Origin of the sequence: Streptomyces sp. NBC_00631 (assembly GCF_045206895.1) — a bacterium.
Taxonomy (GTDB): Bacteria; Actinomycetota; Actinomycetes; order Streptomycetales; family Streptomycetaceae; genus Streptomyces.
On sequence record NZ_CP107734.1, the window covers coordinates 3609976 to 3629500 of the forward strand.

At 73.5% G+C, this 19525-nt stretch carries 13 protein-coding genes; 11 read left to right on the top strand and 2 right to left on the bottom strand.

Features of this window, described 5'->3' with window-relative positions:
• Positions 1-5: 5 nt before the first annotated feature.
• The 4 genes from OHB00_RS16630 to OHB00_RS16645 all read left to right on the top strand — a co-directional run bounded on the left by OHB00_RS16630 (position 6) and on the right by OHB00_RS16645 (position 7673).
• A complete protein-coding gene (locus tag OHB00_RS16630; RefSeq protein ID WP_406435665.1) occupies positions 6-1031 on the top strand; it encodes an AAA family ATPase in 1026 nt (341 codons plus the stop codon).
• Positions 1021-5841, top strand: a complete 4821-nt coding sequence (locus OHB00_RS16635; RefSeq protein WP_406435667.1) for an SAV_2336 N-terminal domain-related protein — start codon at positions 1021-1023, stop codon at positions 5839-5841. The genes OHB00_RS16630 and OHB00_RS16635 overlap by 11 nt, the downstream gene beginning before the upstream one ends.
• A 138-nt stretch (positions 5842-5979) precedes the next feature.
• A complete protein-coding gene (locus OHB00_RS16640) occupies positions 5980-7017 on the top strand; it encodes a rod shape-determining protein (protein ID WP_406435669.1) in 1038 nt (345 codons plus the stop codon).
• Positions 7018-7145: 128 nt separating this feature from the next.
• The gene (locus OHB00_RS16645; protein ID WP_406445818.1) at positions 7146-7673 is read left to right on the top strand and encodes a hypothetical protein; all 528 of its coding nucleotides are present in this window, start codon (positions 7146-7148) and stop codon (positions 7671-7673) included.
• A gap of 109 nt (positions 7674-7782) precedes the next feature.
• On the opposite strand, the gene OHB00_RS16650 is transcribed toward OHB00_RS16645, so the two are convergent.
• Positions 7783-8700: a DUF4231 domain-containing protein gene (locus OHB00_RS16650; RefSeq protein WP_406435671.1), complete on the bottom strand. Its 918-nt coding sequence runs from the start codon at positions 8698-8700 to the stop codon at positions 7783-7785.
• Positions 8701-8957: 257 nt separating this feature from the next.
• On the opposite strand from OHB00_RS16650, the gene OHB00_RS16655 reads away from it, so the two are divergent.
• The 6 genes from OHB00_RS16655 to fxsT all read left to right on the top strand — a co-directional run bounded on the left by OHB00_RS16655 (position 8958) and on the right by fxsT (position 17772).
• The gene (locus OHB00_RS16655) at positions 8958-9137 is read left to right on the top strand and encodes a hypothetical protein (protein WP_406435673.1); all 180 of its coding nucleotides are present in this window, start codon (positions 8958-8960) and stop codon (positions 9135-9137) included.
• Positions 9138-9280: 143 nt separating this feature from the next.
• The gene (locus OHB00_RS16660) at positions 9281-11647 is read left to right on the top strand and encodes an FxsB family cyclophane-forming radical SAM/SPASM peptide maturase (RefSeq protein ID WP_406435675.1); all 2367 of its coding nucleotides are present in this window, start codon (positions 9281-9283) and stop codon (positions 11645-11647) included.
• Positions 11644-12432: an aminoglycoside N(3)-acetyltransferase gene (locus OHB00_RS16665; protein WP_406435677.1), complete on the top strand. Its 789-nt coding sequence runs from the start codon at positions 11644-11646 to the stop codon at positions 12430-12432. Before OHB00_RS16660 ends, OHB00_RS16665 begins: the two co-directional genes overlap by 4 nt.
• A 125-nt stretch (positions 12433-12557) precedes the next feature.
• A complete protein-coding gene (locus OHB00_RS16670; RefSeq protein ID WP_406435679.1) occupies positions 12558-13040 on the top strand; it encodes a TIR-like protein FxsC in 483 nt (160 codons plus the stop codon).
• Positions 12950-13846, top strand: a complete 897-nt coding sequence (gene fsxC, locus OHB00_RS16675; RefSeq protein WP_406435681.1) for an FxsC protein — start codon at positions 12950-12952, stop codon at positions 13844-13846. Before OHB00_RS16670 ends, fsxC begins: the two co-directional genes overlap by 91 nt.
• Positions 13843-17772: an FxSxx-COOH system tetratricopeptide repeat protein gene (fxsT, locus tag OHB00_RS16680; protein WP_406435683.1), complete on the top strand. Its 3930-nt coding sequence runs from the start codon at positions 13843-13845 to the stop codon at positions 17770-17772. The genes fsxC and fxsT overlap by 4 nt, the downstream gene beginning before the upstream one ends.
• 39 nt (positions 17773-17811) lie before the next feature.
• Here the strand turns inward: fxsT and OHB00_RS16685 are convergent, their stop codons facing one another.
• Positions 17812-18690, bottom strand: a complete 879-nt coding sequence (locus OHB00_RS16685; RefSeq protein WP_406435685.1) for an alpha/beta fold hydrolase — start codon at positions 18688-18690, stop codon at positions 17812-17814.
• A 679-nt stretch (positions 18691-19369) separates the two neighbouring features.
• On the opposite strand from OHB00_RS16685, the gene OHB00_RS16690 reads away from it, so the two are divergent.
• Positions 19370-19504, top strand: coding sequence for a hypothetical protein (locus tag OHB00_RS16690; RefSeq protein WP_406435687.1), 135 nt, complete (start codon positions 19370-19372; stop codon positions 19502-19504).
• The last annotated feature ends 21 nt before the right edge of the window (positions 19505-19525 follow it).

The window sequence follows — 19525 nt, forward strand, 5'->3', positions numbered from 1 at the left end:
ACCCCATGCCCCTGTGGCCCGTCTACACCGGTACCAAGGAGCCGCACGACGGCATCACGAGGCTGCCCGCGCCACCGCCCTGGCGGGCCTTCGACGGCGGCCCTGAACTGGCGACGCCCGCCGACGCCGACGACACCTCGGCCACCTCCCCCGACCGCACCCACCGCGCCGCGACCTACCAGGCGACACCGCGCACGGTCCAGCTCGTCAACGCGGCCCTCTATCTGCGCCGCCCGCTGCTGGTCACCGGCCCGCCCGGCACCGGCAAGTCCTCGCTCGCCTACGCGGTCGCCCGCGAGCTGCGGCTGGGCCCCGTCCTGCGCTGGAACATCACCAGCCGCAGCACCCTGCACGACGGCCTCTACCAGTACGACCCGCTCTCCCGCCTCTACGCGGCCCGCCAGTCGGCCACGGTCCTCGACCCGGGCGCCCCGGTCCCCGAGTCCGGCATCGAGGACCATCTGCGCCTCGGCCCGCTCGGCACCGCGCTCCTCCCCTACGGCCGCCCTCGCGCCCTGCTCATCGACGAGATCGACAAGAGCGACCTCGACCTGCCCAACGACCTCCTCAACGTCCTGGAGGAGGGCCAGTACGAGATCCCGGAGCTGGTCCGCGCCGCCCGGATCTCCCCCACCGCCGAGGTGATGGTCGACGGCACCGACGAGCGGGTGCGGGTGGAGCGCGGCCGGGTGCGCTGCCGGGCCTTCCCGTTCGTCGTCCTCACCAGCAACGGCGAACGCGAGTTCCCGCCGGCCTTCCTGCGCCGCTGTGTCGCGCTCCGGCTGCGCCAGCCCGACGACCGGCAGCTCGCCGGCATCGTCCGCGCCCACCTCGGCGAACCGGACGCCTACGCCGAGTCGCTGATCACCCGGTTCCTGTCCCGGGTCGGCGGCGGCGACCTCGCCACCGACCAGCTCCTGAACGCGATCTACCTGGCCCGGTCCTCCGACCTGAGCGCCGAGTCGCTGGACGAACTGGCGGAACAGCTGATGCCGTACCTCGGCGAGGCCACCCGGACCGATGCCTTCTGATCACCTGGTTCCGCTCGCCCGCCTCGCCGACCTGCTGGCGCAGGCGGGGGACGGCGTGCGTCCGACGCCCCGGGAACTGGCCGAACTGCTCTGGCTGGCAGGGCGGATGGGCCAGGAGGAGGAAGAGGAGCGGGCGGCTCCGCCGGCGGAGGCGCCCGTACCGGTGGAACCGCCGTCCCCGGACCCGCCCGCCCCGCCGCCTGTGCCGAGCCCCGATCCGGCGGGGCCGCCGACCGCGGGGAGCGCGGAGGAGCCCGCCCGCGCCCCGCTGCACCTGCCCTCCCCGGATCCGGCCCCCGGCCCGTACGCCTCCCTCCTGGCGCCCGCGCCGCCCATGCTGCGCCACCCGCTGGCACTGCAACGCTCCCTGCGCCCCCTCAAACGCCGTACCGACGCCCCGTCCGGCCACCTGCTCGACGAAAGCGCCACCGCCGACCGCATCGCCCGCCTCGGCGCGGCACCCGAGTGGTGGCTCCCGGTCCTGCGCCCCGCGCGGGAGCGCTGGCTGCGGCTGAACCTGGTGTACGACGACGGTCCGACGATGCCGGTGTGGCACCCGCTGCTCCGCGAACTGCACACGGCGCTGGCCCAGTCAGGGGTGTTCCGGACGGTGGCCGGGTACCGGGCGGGCGCGGACGGGGCGGTGGGCGGCGACGGGCTGCCCGGCGAGGGGCGCACGGTCACGCTGGTGATCAGCGACTGCATGGGCCCGCAGTGGCGGCCGGGCGAGGCGGGGGCACGGTGGTACGGCACGCTGCGGCGGTGGGCACGCCGGATGCCGCTGGCGGTGCTCCAGCCGCTGCCCGAACACCTGTGGCGCGACACGGCGTTGCCGGCCACGCCCGGACTGCTGTCGGCGCCGTTCCCGGCGGCACCGGCCTCGGCGCTCACCTTCACGCCGTACGAGGGGGAGGTCCCGGAGGGAACGCCGGTGCTGCCGGTCCTTGAGGCCGGCCCGCGGTGGCTGGCGAACTGGGCGGGGCTGGTGGCGTCGGCGGGCGGCGCCCGGTTCCCTGGCGCGGCGGCGCGGTTGGCCGAAGGGGCCGGGGGCGACTCCCGTACCGACGTGTCCCGCCTGTCCGCCGAGGAACTGGTCCTGCGGTTCCGGGCGACCGCGTCCCCCGAGGCGTTCCGGCTCGCGGGGCATCTCGCGGTGGGCCGGCCCGATCTGCCGGTCATGCGGCTGGTGCAGCGGGCGGTGGAGCCGGATCCGCGGCCGCAGCATCTGGCGGAGGTGATCCTGAGCGGGGTGCTGACGGCGGTGCCGGGGCCGCCGGGGTCGTACGCGTTCCGGCCGGGCGCGCGGGAGCTGCTGCTGCGCAGCCTGCCGCGGGCGGCGCGCAGCGGTACGAGCGAACTGCTGGCCCGGGTCGGCGGACTGATCGAGGAACGGGCGGGGGCGGCGGCCGGGGAGTTCCGGGCGGTGGCCCCGATGGCGGGGGGAACCTCCGCGGCGGGCGAGGGCGAGGCGTTCGCGACGGTACGGGCGGAGAGCGTACGGCGACTGGCGGGGGGTGGGGCCGCGGCCGGGGCGGTCCATGGGGCGCGTGGGGTCGACGGGCGGTACCGGCTGGTGCGGCGGCTCGCGCCGGGCGGCTCGACGTGGCTGGCCGAGGACGTCGAGACGGACCGGACGGTGACGGTCAGGCTGCACGAGCCGTTCCGGGAGCGGGGGCGGCGGGAGAGGTTCCTCGGTGACGCCGGACGCCTGCGGTCGCTGGCGCATCCCAACGTGGCCACCGTGCTCGACTTCGGGTTCGACGACGGGTCGCCCTATGTCGTCACGGAGTGGCTGGACGGAGTCGCCCTGAGCAAGCTCGCGCCGACCGACGGAGACAGCCTGTCCGCGCCGCTTCTCGTGTCGGTCGGCGCCCAACTGGCCCACGCCGTCGAGGCCCTGCACGCGGCCGGCCTGTGCCACGGCTCGATCGGCCTGCCGGGCGTGATCCTGCTGCCCGACGGGACCGTCAGGCTCACCCGGTTCGAGCCGGGCAGGGCCTCGGGGCCGGTCGGGCAGGGGCAGGACCTGCGGGCGTTGCGGACCCTGCTGCTGCGGCTGGCCTCACCGGGCCGGCAGCCGACGCCGTCGGTGGCGCCGTCGGAGCTCGCGCACCTTCCGCCCTCTGTGCAGGGGGTGTACGCGGACGCCCTGGGCATGCTGGCGTCGAAGTCGCCGCGCCACCAGCGGCAGGGGCTGGAACTGCTCACGGACACCCGGCTGCGGCATGCCGCGAGCGACTCGTACCGGACCCGCTTCTACCACCTGCTGTCCGAGCCGATCCTGGGACTTCCGCACGACCGCCGGGACGTCGAGCCGCTCGCGGGCGCGGTGCTCGCCATGCTGCTGCTCAAGCACGGCCGCGTGGTGCCCCGGGACGAACTCGCCAGAGGGCTCTGGAACGCGGGCGAGGAGCCGCGCGGCGCGACGGCCGAGCTCGCCCTGACCGTCTCCCGGCTGCGCGAGGCGCTCGGCCCGGGGGCGGTGCTGGCGCGCCACCCCGACGGCTATGCGCTGCACGTCGGCGACGACTACGTCGACCTGCTCCAGTGCGAGGGGCTGGAACACCGGGCCACGGAACTGGCGGCCGAGGGCCGGCTCGCGGACGCCCGGGGCATGATCGACCAGGCGCTGCGGCTGTGGCAGGGCCCGGAGGCCCTGCCCGGCATCCCCGGGCCCGCGGCCCGCACCGCCCGCGCCCGCCTCCTCCAGCTCCGCCTCGCCCTGCACCGCAAACGCGCCGAACTCGACCTGGACCTGGGCGAGTACGAACGGGCCGGCGCCGAACTCGGCGAACTCCTCCGGGCGCACCCCTCCCGCGAGGACTTCCGCCGCCTGCTGCTCATCGCGCTCCAGCGGCAGGACCGTACCGACGAAGCGCTCGACGTCTACGAGGAGTACGAGCTCGCCGGCGGCACCGATCCCGAACTCACTGCCATAGGACACGAGTTGCGCGCCGAGTTCTACGAGCCGGGCGACGGCGGCGAGTACGAGGCGCCGGCCCCGGAGACCCGGGCTCCGGACGAACCGGTGGGCTCCTTCCCCACCGAGGAGTCGCTGCCGTCGATCTTCGCGATCGAGGAGGAGGCGGCGACCGCCGGCTGGGAGACGCCGCTGCCGCAGAACGTCGTGCCCGAGAGCCTGTTCGCGGTGGAGGATCCGCTGGGCGAGGAGGAGCCGCCCTGGGAGGAGCCCGAGGACGGGCACGATCCCGGCGATCTTTCGGAGGCCGCCCCCACCGCGGGTCCGCCGCCGCCCACCTACCGCACCCTGGCCGTCTTCGAGTTCGCCGACGCCCCGCAGAGCCCGGACGACGTGGCGGCGCTCGGCCGCGTGGTCACCCGGCTGGTGGCGGACGCCGCACTGCGCGCCGACGAGTACGTGCTGACCCCCCAGGGCCATGGCTGCTCGGTGCTGACGGAGCCGGAGGTCAGCGGGCTGGCCCTGGTCCTCGTCACCCTCGCGCGGTTCGAGGACGAGGTGCTGCGGCTGGGCGGTCCCCGATGCCTGGTGATCTTCTCCTGTGTCCTGGACGACGGCCGTACCGTGGCCCCGGCCCTGTCCACGGTCCGCCGCACACTGGACGCGGCCGAAGAGCGGCGGGGCATCATCGCCGTACCGCAGCTGCTCCGGGACGAACTGGAGGACGGCTCCGGCGCCGCCCCGCTGCTGCTGCCGCTGCGCCGCGGGACCGAGGAGGGCTGGTACCGGCTGTGCGTGCTGAGCCGTCCGCTGTACGACGGCACACGCAAGCCGACACCCGTGCACGGGCCCTACCCGCTGCCGGACGGAAGCCCGTTTCCGAAGCCGGTCCGGCAGACCAGAACCGTCGTCTACCAGAGCCGCGACGGCGGCGAACTCGACCTCGTCGCCTTCCCCGCGGCCACGCACTACCGCGAGGTCGACCTCACCGAACAACGGCTGAAGCTCGACGAGTCCGACGCGACCTTCCGCGCCGTCGGCGAAGCCCGCTGGCACATCACCGACCCCCTCCGGGCGGTGGCGCACAACACCGCCCCGTCCGCGCGCAGGGTCATCGCGGAGCTGCTGCGGGCGCGCCTGCGCTATCTGTCGGACCACTACCCGCGGACCTACCTCCGCCAGGCGAGCGCCGAACTCGCCGACGGACCAGGCGACCGGCGGACCCCGCCGGGCATCGGCGTCCGCTGGGACCTCACCCTCACGCCGACCCACGACGCCCACCCCGTGCCGCCGGCCCGTCCGGAGCGGGTCGACCTCAACGCCCGCCTGCGCCGGGCGGACGCGGTCGTGTTCGGCTTCGACGGCACGCTGGTCCGGCTCCACCCGGACAGCATGAACCAGCAGATCCCGCTCCTGGCCCGGCTGCTCGGTCCGGATCCGCTCGGCCGTCCCCCGGTGCTGGACCCGCGGGGCGTCTCCCCGGAGTTGCGCGCGCACCTGACGGCCCTGGAGTCGCAGGCGGCCGAGCGGTCCGTGCCCGTCGCCGACGCCGACCTCGTGATCCGTACCCTCGCCGACATGGGCCTGGAGCTGGCGGTCGTCACCGACTGCGATCCGTACACGGCCACCGCTTATCTGCGCCGGCGTGGACTGCTGGACTGTCTGCACGGAGGCGTCCACGGGCGCGACGGGCTGCGCTCGCCGCTGATGCCCGACCCGCACGTCGTGTCGCAGGCCCTGCGGCACCTCGGTGTCCGCCCCTCGAAGTGCCTGATGGTCGGCGCCACCGAGGCCGAGCGGGCGGCGGCCCGGCAGGCCGACATCCCCTTCTTCCACGTCGGCGGCGAACCCGGCCTGCGCCCCCTCCTGGAAGCCGCCCGAACCCTGTAGCCGGGAAACCCCCCATTCAGCCGCGCCCCGCCCGGACCCTCCCCGCAGGCGCGCCGCTGCGATCCCCCGGAGGATGCGAAGCAGGCCGCCGACCGGCGGTGTCACCCCGCACGGCCCGCGCACTCGGGAGGATCTGCCGTGACCGTCAGTCTGGAGCAGTTGCGCCGCTGCCATTTCGCCGTCGATCTGGGGGCCGCCCGCACCCGGGTGTATGTGAAGGGCATGGGCCTGGTCGTCGACCAGCCTTCCGTCGCCGCCGTGAACACCCGTACCGGCGCCCTGATCGCGGTCGGCGAGTTCGCGGAGAAGATGACGGGCCGTACGCCCGACTACATCCGTGTCGTGCGGCCCATCTCCGGTGGGACCATCGTCGACATCGAGGTGGCCCAGCGCATGCTGCGCCATCTGCTCGGCGACAAGATCCGCCGTTCGCTGCGCCGCAAGCCCCGGCTGCGGGCGGCGGCCTGCACCCCGCACGACGCCGACCCGCTGGCCCAGCGGGCGACCATCGAGACGCTGGTGGGGCTGGGGGCGCGGCGGGTGGAGCTGGTCGACACGCTGATCGCCGCGGCGGTGGGGTGCGGGCTGCCGGTGGAACGGCCGGAAGCGAGCATGATCCTCGTCTGCGGCGCCGCCGCCACCCAGGTCGCCGTGTTGTCGCTGGGGTCGATCGTGTGCGCCGAGCGGCTGCCCGTCGGCGGGGAGGCCGTGGACCACGCGATCGTGCAGCACCTGCGGCACGAGCACGAACTGATGCTGCCGAACCAGGCGGTACGGCCCCTCCAGCTGGCCCTGGACGGCAACGGCCTCACCCCGCACGGCCCCGCCTCCACCGAGATCCACGGGCGGGACGTGGCCACCGGGCTCGCCCGCAGCGTGCGCGTCGACACCGCCGCCGTACGGGACGCCATCCAGACGCCCCTCATGTCGGTCCTCGACGGGATCGGCAAGGTGCTGCGGGACTGCCCGCCCGACCTGGTCGCCGATCTCGCCGACCGCGGGATCATGATGGTCGGCGGGTCGGCGCTGCTCCCCGGCTTCGACCAGCTGCTGCGGGAGGCCACCGGTATGCCGGTGCACATCGCGGAGCGGCCTGACGTGTGCGCCGTGCAGGGCATCGGGGCGATGCTGGAGGGCCGGATCGAGCCGCTGGTCCTGGATCCGCTGGCCGCCTGAACCCCTCTCCCCCGCCGGCCGGGCAGCGGTGTGAGTCGATGCGCCCCCTGCGCTCCTTGGCGCCCCTGGATTAGGGTGGACTCACCGAAGGTGACGGGAGGGGACGTTCCGTGACAGCCGACATCACCGTGTTCACCGACCACCTCGCCGAGGCGGCAGCGGTCCCCCGCGTCGCCGTCACCCGGGTCGGTGTGACCGGGCACCGTGCGATCCCCCCGGCCGTCCTGCCGTACGTCCGCTCCGCCCTGCGGGACCGGTTCAGCCGCACCGACGTGGAGCTGGAGGCCCTCAGCTGCCTCGCGGCCGGCGCCGACCAGCTGTTCGCGGACATCGCGCTGGCCCACGGCGTCCCGGTGACGGCCGTGATCCCCGGTATGGACTACGAGGCCCACCTGGGCGACGAGGAGGCCCGGAGCACGTACCGCAGGATCCTGGGGTCCTGTACGACCCGCGTCGACCTGCCCCGCCAGCCGACGCACGAGCAGGCCTACTTCGCGGCGGGCTGCTGGATCGTGGATCACTGCGACCACCTGATCGCCGTGTGGGACGGTCGTCCGGCGCGCGGCATGGGCGGCACCGGTGACGTGGTGGCCTACGCCCGGCGCAGCGGGGTGCCGGTGACGGTGCTGTGGCAGGCGGGGGTACGGCGGGAGTGACACCCGGCCGGGCGGGAGCGGCACCCGGCCACCGGTCGTGGCGGGGCCACGAGGGGCCGTGACGGGCCAGGACGAGTGATGACGAGCCATTGCGGGCCATGACGGGCCATCAGGAGCCGAAACGCACCAGCCACTCCGTGTGCGCCGGGGACATCAGGCGCTCCGCCTCCCCCACCGCCTCGGCCCAGCCCGCCTCCGTCACCGTCGTGGTCATGGCGATCCGGGTGGTCTCCAGATCCTGTTCGATGAGGGAGTGCGCGTACGTCAGCGGGCCGTGCCGGCGTACCTCCTGCCAGGCGACGCCCGCCGCGGCGGCCGCGCTGAGCAGGCCCGCGAGGTCGGCGCCGCCGAGCAGGCCCACGGTCCGCAGCAGGGCGGCGGCGAGGGCGAGCAGGGTCAGTGCCGCGGTGACGGAGGACCAGCGGGCGGCGGCGCGGTGCGCGCGGGCGGCCCGGTTCTTGTACCAGACCGCCTGTTCCAGGAGCCGGTCGCGCAGGTAGAGGTCCCGGCGGGCCGCGTAGGACTTGGCCCGCTCGGCGCGCATCCGCGGGGTGATCTGGCCCTTGCCCCGTTCGCCGGGGTCGCTGCGCGAGTCCTCCCAGCCGCAGGTGCGCAGCTCGCGCAGGCGTTCTTCGAGGCGCTCGGCGAACACCGCGTCAGGGTCGGCGACCCGGGAGTGGAAGGGGCCGCCGTGCACCATGTACTGCCAGGCCAGCGACTTCAGCAGCTCGGCGGCGGCCCGGTGGGCCTGCCAGTGGGCGCGGGAACGACGGCGCGAGGTGCTCAGGCCGAGGGCTATCGTCAGCCCGTACAGCACGGCGGCCAGCACCGTCATCACATGACCTGACGCCTGCTCGGTCAGCACGGCGGCCGCGGTGGCCAGAAGCAGCAGGAGCAGATGCGTACGCACCGCCCGGAACGAGTCACTCTGATGGCGTAACGCCCACTCGTCACTCACCTGGAACAACGGCGGCAGATCCTGTCCGCCCAGCGTGATGCCCGGTACCGGAGTGGTAGCGGCCCCCATGAACGCCCCCCGAATGCCCTGCGCGCCCCCGAAGGCTTTCGCGCGCCCCCGAAAAACTGGCTTGAGAAATCTATGAGGACGGAAAGCCGGTCCTGGCACAAGACGTGCGCAGGGCATTCCTGGTATAGGGTCCGCACCATCGGGACCAGACTCGCTCGACGGTTCGTCATCCCTTGGGCCACCAGGGTCGACCACGACGACGGGACACCCGTGTCCAGGACCGTTCCCCTCACGCGAACCGGAGCGACGAAACGATCATGATGCCCAGCACGATGCCCAACGGGCACGCCCACCGCGCGGTCAGGCCGTCCGCCCCCCACACCCGCCTGACGGACATCGACCCGTGCAAGGCCGCCACGGCGCGCACCGCGGGTCGCGTGACCGATGCCGCCGACCGTCCCGCGGGGCAGTCGGTCGACTTCAACTCGGCGGTCTGACCGAGGACGTCACACGGACGTGGGTGCGCCCCGCGGCCAGCCTGCCGCCCGTGCCCACGTCAGTGACCCGACGGGCGTCAATGCGCCCACCGGTTGCGTGGTTTGGGGCGCCTCGGGCACGGGAACTCTGATTGACTGCCTCAGTGACGAGCCAGTCGCCCGACGACCCACCCCTGAGACAGCTGGTCCTCAAGATCCACAGTAGGTGCGATCTGCTTTGTGACCACTGTTACGTGTACCAGCACGCCGACCAGAGCTGGCGGTCCCGCCCGACCTTCATCCGCCCGGAGACCGTGCGCGCCGTCGCCGCCCGGCTGGCCGAGTACGCCGCCGCACGGGCCCTGGAGTCCGTCTCGGTCATCCTGCACGGCGGTGAGCCGCTGCTGGTCGGCCCGGCCCGGCTGCGGGACATCTGCGCGGAGCTCACCCGCGCCCTCTCCCCGCTCACCGCGCTCGACCTGCGCATGCACACCAACGCCGTCACCCTGAACCGGCGGCACCTGGACGTCTGCCGGGAGTTCGGGGTCCGGGTCAGCGTGTCGCTCGACGGCGACCGTGCGGCCAACGACCGGCACCGGCTGGACCGCAGGGGCCGCAGCAGCTACGACCGGGTGGTCCGCGGCATCCGGCTGCTCCAGGAACCCGAGTACCGTCACCTGTTCAGCGGAGTGCTGTGCACCGTGGACGTGGCGAACGATCCCGTAGCCGTGCACGACGCGCTCGCCGAGCTGGCCCCGCCGCGGATCGACTACCTGCTTCCGCACTCCACCTGGGACAGTCCACCGCCCAACCCGGCCCGGGCCACCACCCCGTACGCCGACTGGCTGCTCGCGGTCTTCGACCGCTGGGAGCGGCAGGGCCGCCCGATGCCGGTGCGGACCTTCGACTCGGTGCTCAGCACGCTGCGCGGCGGGCCGCCCCTGACCGAGGCGCTCGGGCTGGCGCCCAGCGAACTCGCCGTGATCGAGACGGACGGCACCTTCGAGCAGGCCGACTGGCTCAAGACCGCCTACGCGGGTGCTCCCGAGACGGGGTACGACGTCTTCCGGCACGGTTTCGCGGAGTTCGCCACGCACCCCGGGGTCCAGGCCCGGCAGACGGGTGTCGAGGGGCTCAGCGACACCTGCCGCAGCTGCGAGGTGGTGCGGTCCTGCGGCGGGGGCCTGTACGGGCACCGGTACAGCTCGGAGAACGGCTTCGGCAACCCCAGCGTCTTCTGCGACGACCTGCGCTCTCTCGTCGAGGGCATCACCGACCGGGTGACCGACCGCTCCTTCTCGCCCGCGGTGCTGGGCATGCCCCAGCTCACCTGGGCGCAACTGGAGTTGGACCGGGTGCTGGTACGCCGGGCCCAGGAGCACCTGGCGTCCGCACCGGACTGGGCGGACGCCTGGCGGCTGCTGCTGGCCCTGGACGCCGACCCCGGGACCGCCCCGCAACTGGACGCGGTGCTCGCGCATCCCTACGTGCGCACCGGCCTCCAGCGCTCCCTGCGCGGCCCCGCCGACACGGGCCGGTTCATGGCACTGGCCGCCGCCGCGGCCCTGCGGGCGGGGGTATCGGCCACGCTGTCGTGGGACCAGCCCGGCACCCGGCTGCACCTGCCCACCTGGGGCACCTACCGCCTGGACGCCCCCGGCCGCATCGAGGTCACCGTGGCCCCGAACGCCTTCCGGGTGCGCGAGGTCACCATGGCCCCGAACGCCTCCCCGGCACGCGAGGGCGAGGCAGCACGGGACGCCTCCCCCGTGCGCGAGGGCCAGGCGGCACCGAACGCCTCCCCGGGGCGCGAGGGTCAGGCAGCACCGGACGCCTCCCCAGGGCGCGAGGGCCAGGCAGCACCGGACGCCTCCCCGGGGCGCGAGGGCCAGGCAGCACCCGGTGCATCTCCGGCGGGCGAGGGCCGCGGGGTCGGGCCGGGCTGGGTGCGTCTGGACGAGGTCCCCGTCTCCGCGCGCTGGCGCCCGGTCGACCGGCTGCCGGTTCAGGACGGCCCGCTGGTCGACGACGCCGACCCGTACCGCGACTGCTATCCCTTCCCCGTCGCCCCGCCCCTGGAGTGCGGCGAGTTCGCGGAGCGGATGGCCCGGGCCCACGAACTGCTCGCGAAGGACGCACCGGCCCGGCACTCCGACCCGGACGCGTTCCACCCCACCGTCCTCACCCCGCTGGCGGCGGGCAGCGGCCTCGCGCTCGGTGCCCACGGGTTCGGGGCGCTGGGTGTGGCGGTCGACGTGAGCCCCGAGGAGTTCGCCCGGGAACTGCCGCGCATCGGCCGCCGGGCCCGCCTCACCGCCCTGCGCGAGACGGCCGACCTGCACCGGCCGGGCAGCCCCGCCGGAGCCCTGCTGGACCGGGCGGACGAGGCGCTGGGCCGGCGGAGCCACGAGGAGGCGGCACCCGCGCTCGCCGCGCTCACCCTGCTGCCGGAGTCCGAACTGACCTCGACCGGGGCCGTGCTGGTGGCCCGCATGTGGTCGCAGTGGTCGAGTGCCTGCGAGGGATCATGACCGAGGTGGCGCAGTCGGCGGAAGCGGAACTGGGCGGCTTACTGCGCTCGTTGGGCGTCCGGCGGGGCGGGGTGCTGATGGTGCACGCCTCGCTGAGCGGCACCGGGGTCGCCCCGGAGCTGGTCCGGGACGCGCTGCGGGACGCGCTGGGCCCCGAGGGCACCCTGGTCGTGCCCACGTTCACGCCCGAGAACTCCGACACCTCCCGGGCCTATCGGGAGGCCGTCGCGGACCTGAGCGAGGCGGAGGCCGACGAGTACCGCAGGACGATGCCACCGTTCGACCCGGACGCCACCGGGTGCCCGACGATGGGGGCGCTCGCCGAGTGCGTGTGGTCGACGCACGGGGCCGTACGCAGTACGCACCCGCAGACCTCCCTGGCCGGACTCGGGCCACGGGCACGGCAGTTGCTCCGGTGGCACGCGCGCCGCAGCCATCTCGGCAGGCTCTCCCCGATGCGGCGGCTGTACGCCGCCGACGCCCAGATCCTGCTGCTGCGGGTCGGGTTCGAGGTGTGCAGCGCGTTCCACTACGCCGAGTACCTCACGCGCCCCAGACCGGCCCGGCGTACGTACCGGTGCGTGGTCGGCGACAAGGGGCACTGGGTCGAGTACCGCGATCTCTCCCTGGACGACAGCGACTTCGGGGCCATCGGCGCCGGGCTGCCGCGCCGCATGCTCGCCGAGGGCGAGTGGGCCTCGCGGGCGGTCGTGCTCTGCGGCATGCGGGACGTGGTGGGCCACGCCAAGGGGCAGATGTCTGGATATCGCCGGGCTTTGGCCTGAAAGGAGTGAACCGGATACGGGGTCCGTCGGGCACATTGTTGAGTCCGGCGGAGGCACGCACCGGCGACGGGGGCCATCCAGCGGCCTGCCGACGGGCAGGGGGACGTGCGGACATGGGGGAACGGGTGCAGGATCGGGTTCCGGACAACCGGCCCTATTTCTTCCTGTCGTACGCCCACACCCCGCAGTGGAGCCCGGACAGCGGCGACCCGGACCACTGGGTGCGGGTCCTGTTCAACGACCTGTGCAGCCACATCATGGCCCTCACCGACCTGCCCGCGGGCTGCCCGGCCGGGTTCATGGACCGGGAGATGCGCTCCGGGGAGGGCTGGCCCGAGAAGCTGAGCGAGAACCTCGCCGCCTGCCGGGTGTTCGTGCCGCTGTTCTCGCCGCGCTACTTCTCCAGCGAGATGTGCGGCCGCGAGTGGTACGCGTTCCACGAACGGATGCTGAACGCCAGGACCACCGGCACGGCCACCGCCTCGGCCATCGTGCCCGCCCTGTGGAACGCGTCGACATGCGTGAACTGCCGGACTCGGTACGGCACATCCACGTCGAGAACGTGTCGTCGAGCGGGCGGTACCTCAGCAACGGGATCTACGGGCTGATCAAGCTCAGCCGGCTGCGCGACGAGTACGACGAGACCGTGTTCGGGCTCGCCGAGCGCATCGTGCAGGCGGCCCGCGAGTCCGGGCTGCCGCCCGGCCGCCCCCGGGACTACGAGAGCACGCCGAGCGCCTTCAAACCGCGCGGCACCGGACCCCGGCACATCCGGCTGACCGTGGCCGCCCCCACCGAGGACTCCGTACCGGAACACCGCGACTCCCGGCCGTACGGGGACGACGCGCTGGACTGGAACCCGTACCAGACGGAGTCGACCCGGGCGCTGTCCGCGCACGCCGAGGAGCTGATCCGGTCGCTGGACTACCGGGTGACCGTCGCCGCCTTCGACGACGAGAGCCCCGCCGAGGAGCCGCACGGATCCGGGGAGCGGCAGCCCGGCATCCTGCTGGTGGACCAGTGGGCGCTGAGCGACGAGGAGCGCCGGAGCAGGCTGAAGACGTTCGACGCGTACGCCCGCCCCTGGGTGAGCGCGATCGTGCCGCGCTGCCGGGCGGACCTGCAGAACCACGGGGAACAGGGACGCCGGCTGGCCGAGGAGCTGGAGCGGGTGATGCCGACGATCCTGGAGCGCGCCCGGCGCAGCGACACCCGGATCGCCGTCAACGGCGTACCCACCCTCAAGTCCTTCACCAGGGTGCTGCCCGAGGTCGTGGCCTACACGACCCGGCAGTTCCTGAAGAACGCGGAGGTCCGACTGCCGCCGGGCCCGCACGTCCCCAGACCCCGTCTGGCGGACCCCTACCCACCGTCCGACCCGGACGCGGGAGACGACCCCGGAGGAGAGGCATGACGGCCGCAGGTGACGGACGCATCATCACCTTCTACTCGTACAAGGGCGGCACCGGACGGACGATGGCGCTCGCCAACACGGCGTGGATCCTCGCCGCCAACGGCAAACGTGTCCTCGCCGTGGACTGGGACCTGGAAGCCCCGGGGCTGGATCGTTTCTTCCACCCGTTCCTGGATCCCAACGTGCTCGCCGCCACCGGGGGCGTCCTCAACATCCTCCAGGACTACGCCTGGGCGGCGACGGACGGCATCACCCGCACGGGCCCCTGGCACCTGGAGTTCGCGGACGTCGAGCAGCACGCCGTCTCGCTCTCCCCCGAACGGCAGGGGCTCGCCTTCGAGGACGGCGGCTCGCTCGACTTCCTCTCCGCGGGAAAGCAGTTCCGCGCCTACTCGGGCACGGCGTCCTCCCTGGAGTGGGACAACTTCTACGACCGCCTCGGCGGCGGCATGTTCCTGGAGGCGCTGCGCGACAGCATGAAGCGGTCGTACGACTACGTGCTGATCGACTCGCGCACCGGGCGGTCGGACACCGCGGACATCTGCACCCTCCAGATGCCCGACCTCCTCGTCGACTGCTTCACCTTCAGCGACCAGGCCCTGGACGGCGCCGCCGAGGTGGCCTACAGCGTCAGCGACGAACACCGCAAGCGGCGGATCCGGGTACTGCCCGTGCCGATGCGCGTCGACGACGGCGAGAAGGACAAGGTCGAGGCGGGCCGCGCGGTGGCCCGGACGAAGTTCGCCGGACTGCCGAAGGGCCCCGACGGGGAGCGGCTGAGCGCCGACGAGGTCACCGCCTACTGGGGCAGCGTCGAAATACCGTACAAGCCCTATTACGCGTACGAGGAGACACTCGCCGTCGTCGGCGACAAGAAGGGCGACCCGAAGTCGCTGCTGGCCGCGTTCGAGCGGCTCACCGCGTTCGTGACCGACAACGAGGTCACCGCGCTGCCGCCGATCCCGGATCCGGTGCGGCTGCGCTGCCGGGAAGCGTTCGTCCGGCGGCGGCCGCAGGCCTCCGCGCTGCGGGTGGAGATCGCCTACGCGGCGGAGAACCGGATGTGGGCCGACTGGGCCGAGTCGCTGCTGAAGCGGGCCGGGTGCACCGTCACCCTGCACGACCTGGCCACCGGGCCGCTGGGCAGCCCCGCCCCCGGCGCCCGCGCCGTGGCGCTGTGGTCCAAGGCGCTGTACGACTCGCGGTACACCGAGGACCTGCCGGGCCCGGCGGCCGGCGGCGACGCGCTCCCGGGATCACTGATACCGGTGCGGGTCGACGACGTCCAGCCACCGGAGTCGTACCAGCACCAGACCGACCTGGTCGACCTGCACGGCCTCGACGAACCCGGATGCGAAGCCGCACTGCTGGGCGCGCTCGAACTGCCCGCGCAACTGCCGAAGGGCGGACCGGCGGCGCCCCGGTTCCCCGGCCATGTGCCGGACCACTGGAACGTGCCGCAGCGCAACAGCACCTTCACCGGCCGGGGTTACATCCTCGAAAAGGTGCGCGAGCAGCTGCGCAGCGGCATGACCGCCGTACTGCCCCAGCACCAGGCGCTGTTCGGGATGGGCGGGGTCGGCAAGACGCAGATCGCCCTGGAGTACGTGCACCGGTTCAGCGCCGACTACGACCTGGTGTGGTGGGTGCCGTCCGAGAACGTCGACAACGTGGTGGCCTCGCTCGCCGAACTCGGCTCCCGCATCGGCGCGCCCGGCGGCGAGGACATGGCGCTGGCCAGCAAGGAAACCGTGCGCATGCTCTCCCGGGGCAACCCCACCAAGCGGTGGATCCTCGTCTTCGACAACGCCGACGGCCCGGAGGATCTCGCCGGTTACATGCCCACCACCGGCGGCGGCCACATCCTGGTCACCTCGCGCAACCAGGCGTGGTCGGACAAGGGGCAGACCCTCCCGGTCGACGTCTTCCAGCGGCAGGAGAGTGTCGAGCACCTGTCCCGGCGCGCCCCGGGCCTCACCCCCGCGGAGGCCGACCAGGTCGCGGAGGCCGTGGGCGACCTGCCGCTCGCGGTGGAGCAGGCCGGCGCCTGGCTGGCCGAGACCGCCATGCCCACGGCCGAGTACCTGCGCCGCCTCACCGAGGAGACCGCGGCGGTGATGGGGCTCAACCAGCCCTCCGACTACCCCGAGACGGTGGCCGCCACCTGGAACATCTCCATCGAGCGGCTGCGGGAACGTTCGCCCGCCTCGGTCCGGCTGCTGCAGCTGTGCGCGTTCCTCGCCGCCGAGCCGATCTCCTCGGAGCTGCTCTACGACAGCGACGAGATGCTCGCCGCCCTCCGCCTGACGGAGAGCATGCTGATCGGCCAGCTGGTGCGGGAGATCGGCAAGCTCGCACTCGCCAAGGTCGACCAGATCAACCGCTCGATCCAGGTGCACCGCCTCGTGCAGGCGGTGATCCGCTCCCAGATGCCGGAGGAGGAACGGCGCAAGGCCCGTCACACCGTGCACGAGATCCTCAGAGGCGCCCGCCCCAAGGGCGACGAACCCACCGACAACCGGGAGAACTGGGCGCAGTTCGACATCATCTGGCCGCATCTGACCGCCTCCGACATCCGCAACTGCACCGAGGCGGAGCCGCGCCGGCTGCTCATCGACCGCGTCCGCTACCTGTGGAAGCGCGGCGAGTTCCCGCGGGCGCAGCGCCTCGCCGAGGAACTCCTCGCCCACTGGAAGGAACCCCTCGGCGAGGACGACGAGCAGTACCTGTACCTGCGCTGCCAGCTCGCCAACGTGCTGCGCTCCCAGGGGCTGTACGTCGAGGCACGGGAGATGGACGACGACGTGCTGCGGCGGCAGCGCCGGCGGCTCGGCGACCGGCACCCGCACACGTTCATCACCACCTCGGGCCTCTCCAGCGACCTCGCGGCACTCGGCGAGTACACCAAGGCGGTGGAGCTGGCGAAGGAGGCGCACGACGGCTTCAGCGACCTCTTCTACGAGGCCCACCCGCGCACCCTGAACGCGGCCAACAACCTCGCCCTGGCACTGCGCATGGTCGGCAGGTACAAGGACGCCCTGCAGATCGACGAGGTCACCCTCGCCCGCCGCACGCAGGTGCACGGCGTCGATCACATCTACACGCTGTCGTCCGCGGAGAACCTCGGCCGCGACCTGCGCGAGGTCGGCGAGTACCGGGCGTCGGTGACCGTGCTGTCACGGGCGTACGACCAGCACAAGCGCGTGCTGGGCAAGGAGTTCCCGGGCACGTTGCGGTGCGCGAAGTCGCTCGCGGTGTCGCTGCGCCGGGCGGGCGAGCTGGAGGACGCGCGGCTACTGACGTCCGCGACGCTGGAGCAGTACCGGTCGCAGTACACCGCGCCCACCCCGGACTCGCTCGCCTGCGAACTCAACCTCGCCGCCGACCTGTTCGCGGCCGAGGATCCGGAGGCCGCGCGCGACGTCGCCCAGAAGGTGCTCACCGAGTACGTGAAGAAGCCGGGCGAGGCCCACCCGTACACGCAGACCGCGATGAACAACCTCGCCGTCTTCCACTGGGGCTGCGGTGACGTGGAGCAGGCCGAGCAGGTGTTCCAGAAGGTGCTGGAGCGCATGACCGAGGTCCTGGGCGCCCACCACCCGCACACCCAGTTCTGCTCCGCCAACTACGCCATCGTGCTCGCCCAGAGCGGCCGGCTGGAGGAGGCCTGGGAGCGGGAGCGGCTCAGCATCGACGCACTCCGCGCCGACCTCGGCAACGACCATCCAGAGGCCCTGGCCGTCGTCAGCAACGGCGCCCTCACCCTGAGCGCCCTCGGCCGCGTGGACGAGGCCCGGACGCTGCGCGAGGAAGCCGTCGGAAGGCTGCAGGAGCTGCGCGAGAAACTCGGCGAGAGCAACGGCATCACCCGCTTCGCCCTGGAGGAACGGCGGGTGTACCGGGACCTGGAGCCGCTGGCCGTGTGAACACCCCTGGCGGACGGCACGGCGCCGGCCCACGCCGTGTCATCCTCTGGGGGTCCCCGCCAGCAGCCAGTCCAGTACGTCGGGCAGGGCGCGCAGCGACGCGAAGTGCGCCGCCTTCGGCTCCAGGACGGCCTTGGCGCGCGGAATGCGCGCGGCCAGCCAGGAGAAGTGGGAGGCGGGCGAGAAGACGTCCTTGGCGCCGTGCCACAGCAGCACCGGCACCCCGATGTGCGCCGGATCGAAGCCCCACGGGCTGGTCAGCGCGAACGCGTCGTCGATCCAGCCGTACGGCGAGGTGCGCAGCGCCTCGTGATAGGTGCGCAGCAGCATCGACCGGATGCTGGCGTCGGAGACGATCAGCCGGTCCTCCTCGGTCAGGTCCGCGCGCAGGTCCTCCAGCAGCCGCGCCGGGTTGCTGCGGATGACGGCCGAGCGCGGGATGATCCGGGCCGCGTACCGCTCCGGGTCGGTGAAGGCGGTGTGGAACTCCAGGACGTTGAACGGGGCCATCCCGGCGAACCAGTCGAGCCCCTCGGCGTCCCGCGGCGCGAGCCCCACCAGGGCGGCCGCCCGGGTCACCCGGCCCGGCAGCAGCGCGGCGCAGGCGAGGGCGTGCGGTCCGCCGCCGGAGCGGCCGGCCACCGCGAACCGGCCCAGTCCGAGGGCGTCGGCCACAGCCGCCACATCCTCCACGGCATCCACGACCCGCCGCCCCGGCCGGCGGTCCGAGCCGCCGTACCCCGGCCGGTCGAAGCTGATGAGCCGGGCGCCGTGCTGGTACAGGAACATCGGCCGGGGCCGCGGCCCCACCCGGCTGCCGGGCATACCGTGCAGCAGGAACACCGGCCGCCCCCTGGGATCCCCGGACACCTCCACCCGCAGCCGCCGCCCGCCCGTCGTCCGCACCAGATCAGGCACCGCCGTGTCCCCCTCCCGCGGCCTTGGCCGGGCCCGCGTTGCCCGGCAATTGCCCGCAGATCCCGGCGGCGAAACGAACGGGCAGGTCAACCGGCTTGATTCCAGCCCGACTTGAGGCCACCCACCAGGTGCATGTGCACCCGGTCCCGACCGGCGTCGGATCTCCCGGGCGCGGGGCGGGCAGGACGAGCCGGGCTACCTCGGCGGCGAGGTGCCGGACCGACGGGAGGGCGCCCGCGCGCCTCGCAGCGGATCGCGGGACAGCCGCGGCCGGTGTGTACCGTCCGCGCACCCTGCTCCGTACCGCGATCCGGTCACCTGGTGCGGCTAGTACGGCAGGATGCGCCCGGAAGGCGTCCTGCGGTCGATCTCCTGCCCGCGGGGAGCGGGCCGACGAACAACGCGCACGCGGATCCGACCGTCCATGACGCCCTCCTCTTGCCGAGCCCTGACCGGTACCTGCTGTCCGGTAGGAGGGCTCTGCCCCGCACATGGCGGGTCCAAGCCTGGTGCGGGGCAGCAAAGTTGACGGGGCCGGGGTGGACGGGGGCCGGACACGGGCCTCGGCGCCCCGCGAAACCACGGCCTTGTGACACGTGCATCACAGGCGGCGCCCCCAGGTTCCGGTGCCCATGACAGACGACTTCTCCGCCTCTCACGGAAGGACATCCGTCCGGATATGAGCGAGCACAGGAACCGCCGGGCCGCGCGGGTCGTGGCCTTCGGAGCCGCCGGTGCGCCGGCGGTCGCCGCGGGCGTCACCGCCGTGGCGTCGGCGAGCCGGCCGGCCTCGACGACGGCCGCCACCTGCTGATCACCCGCCCGCCGCAGCCCG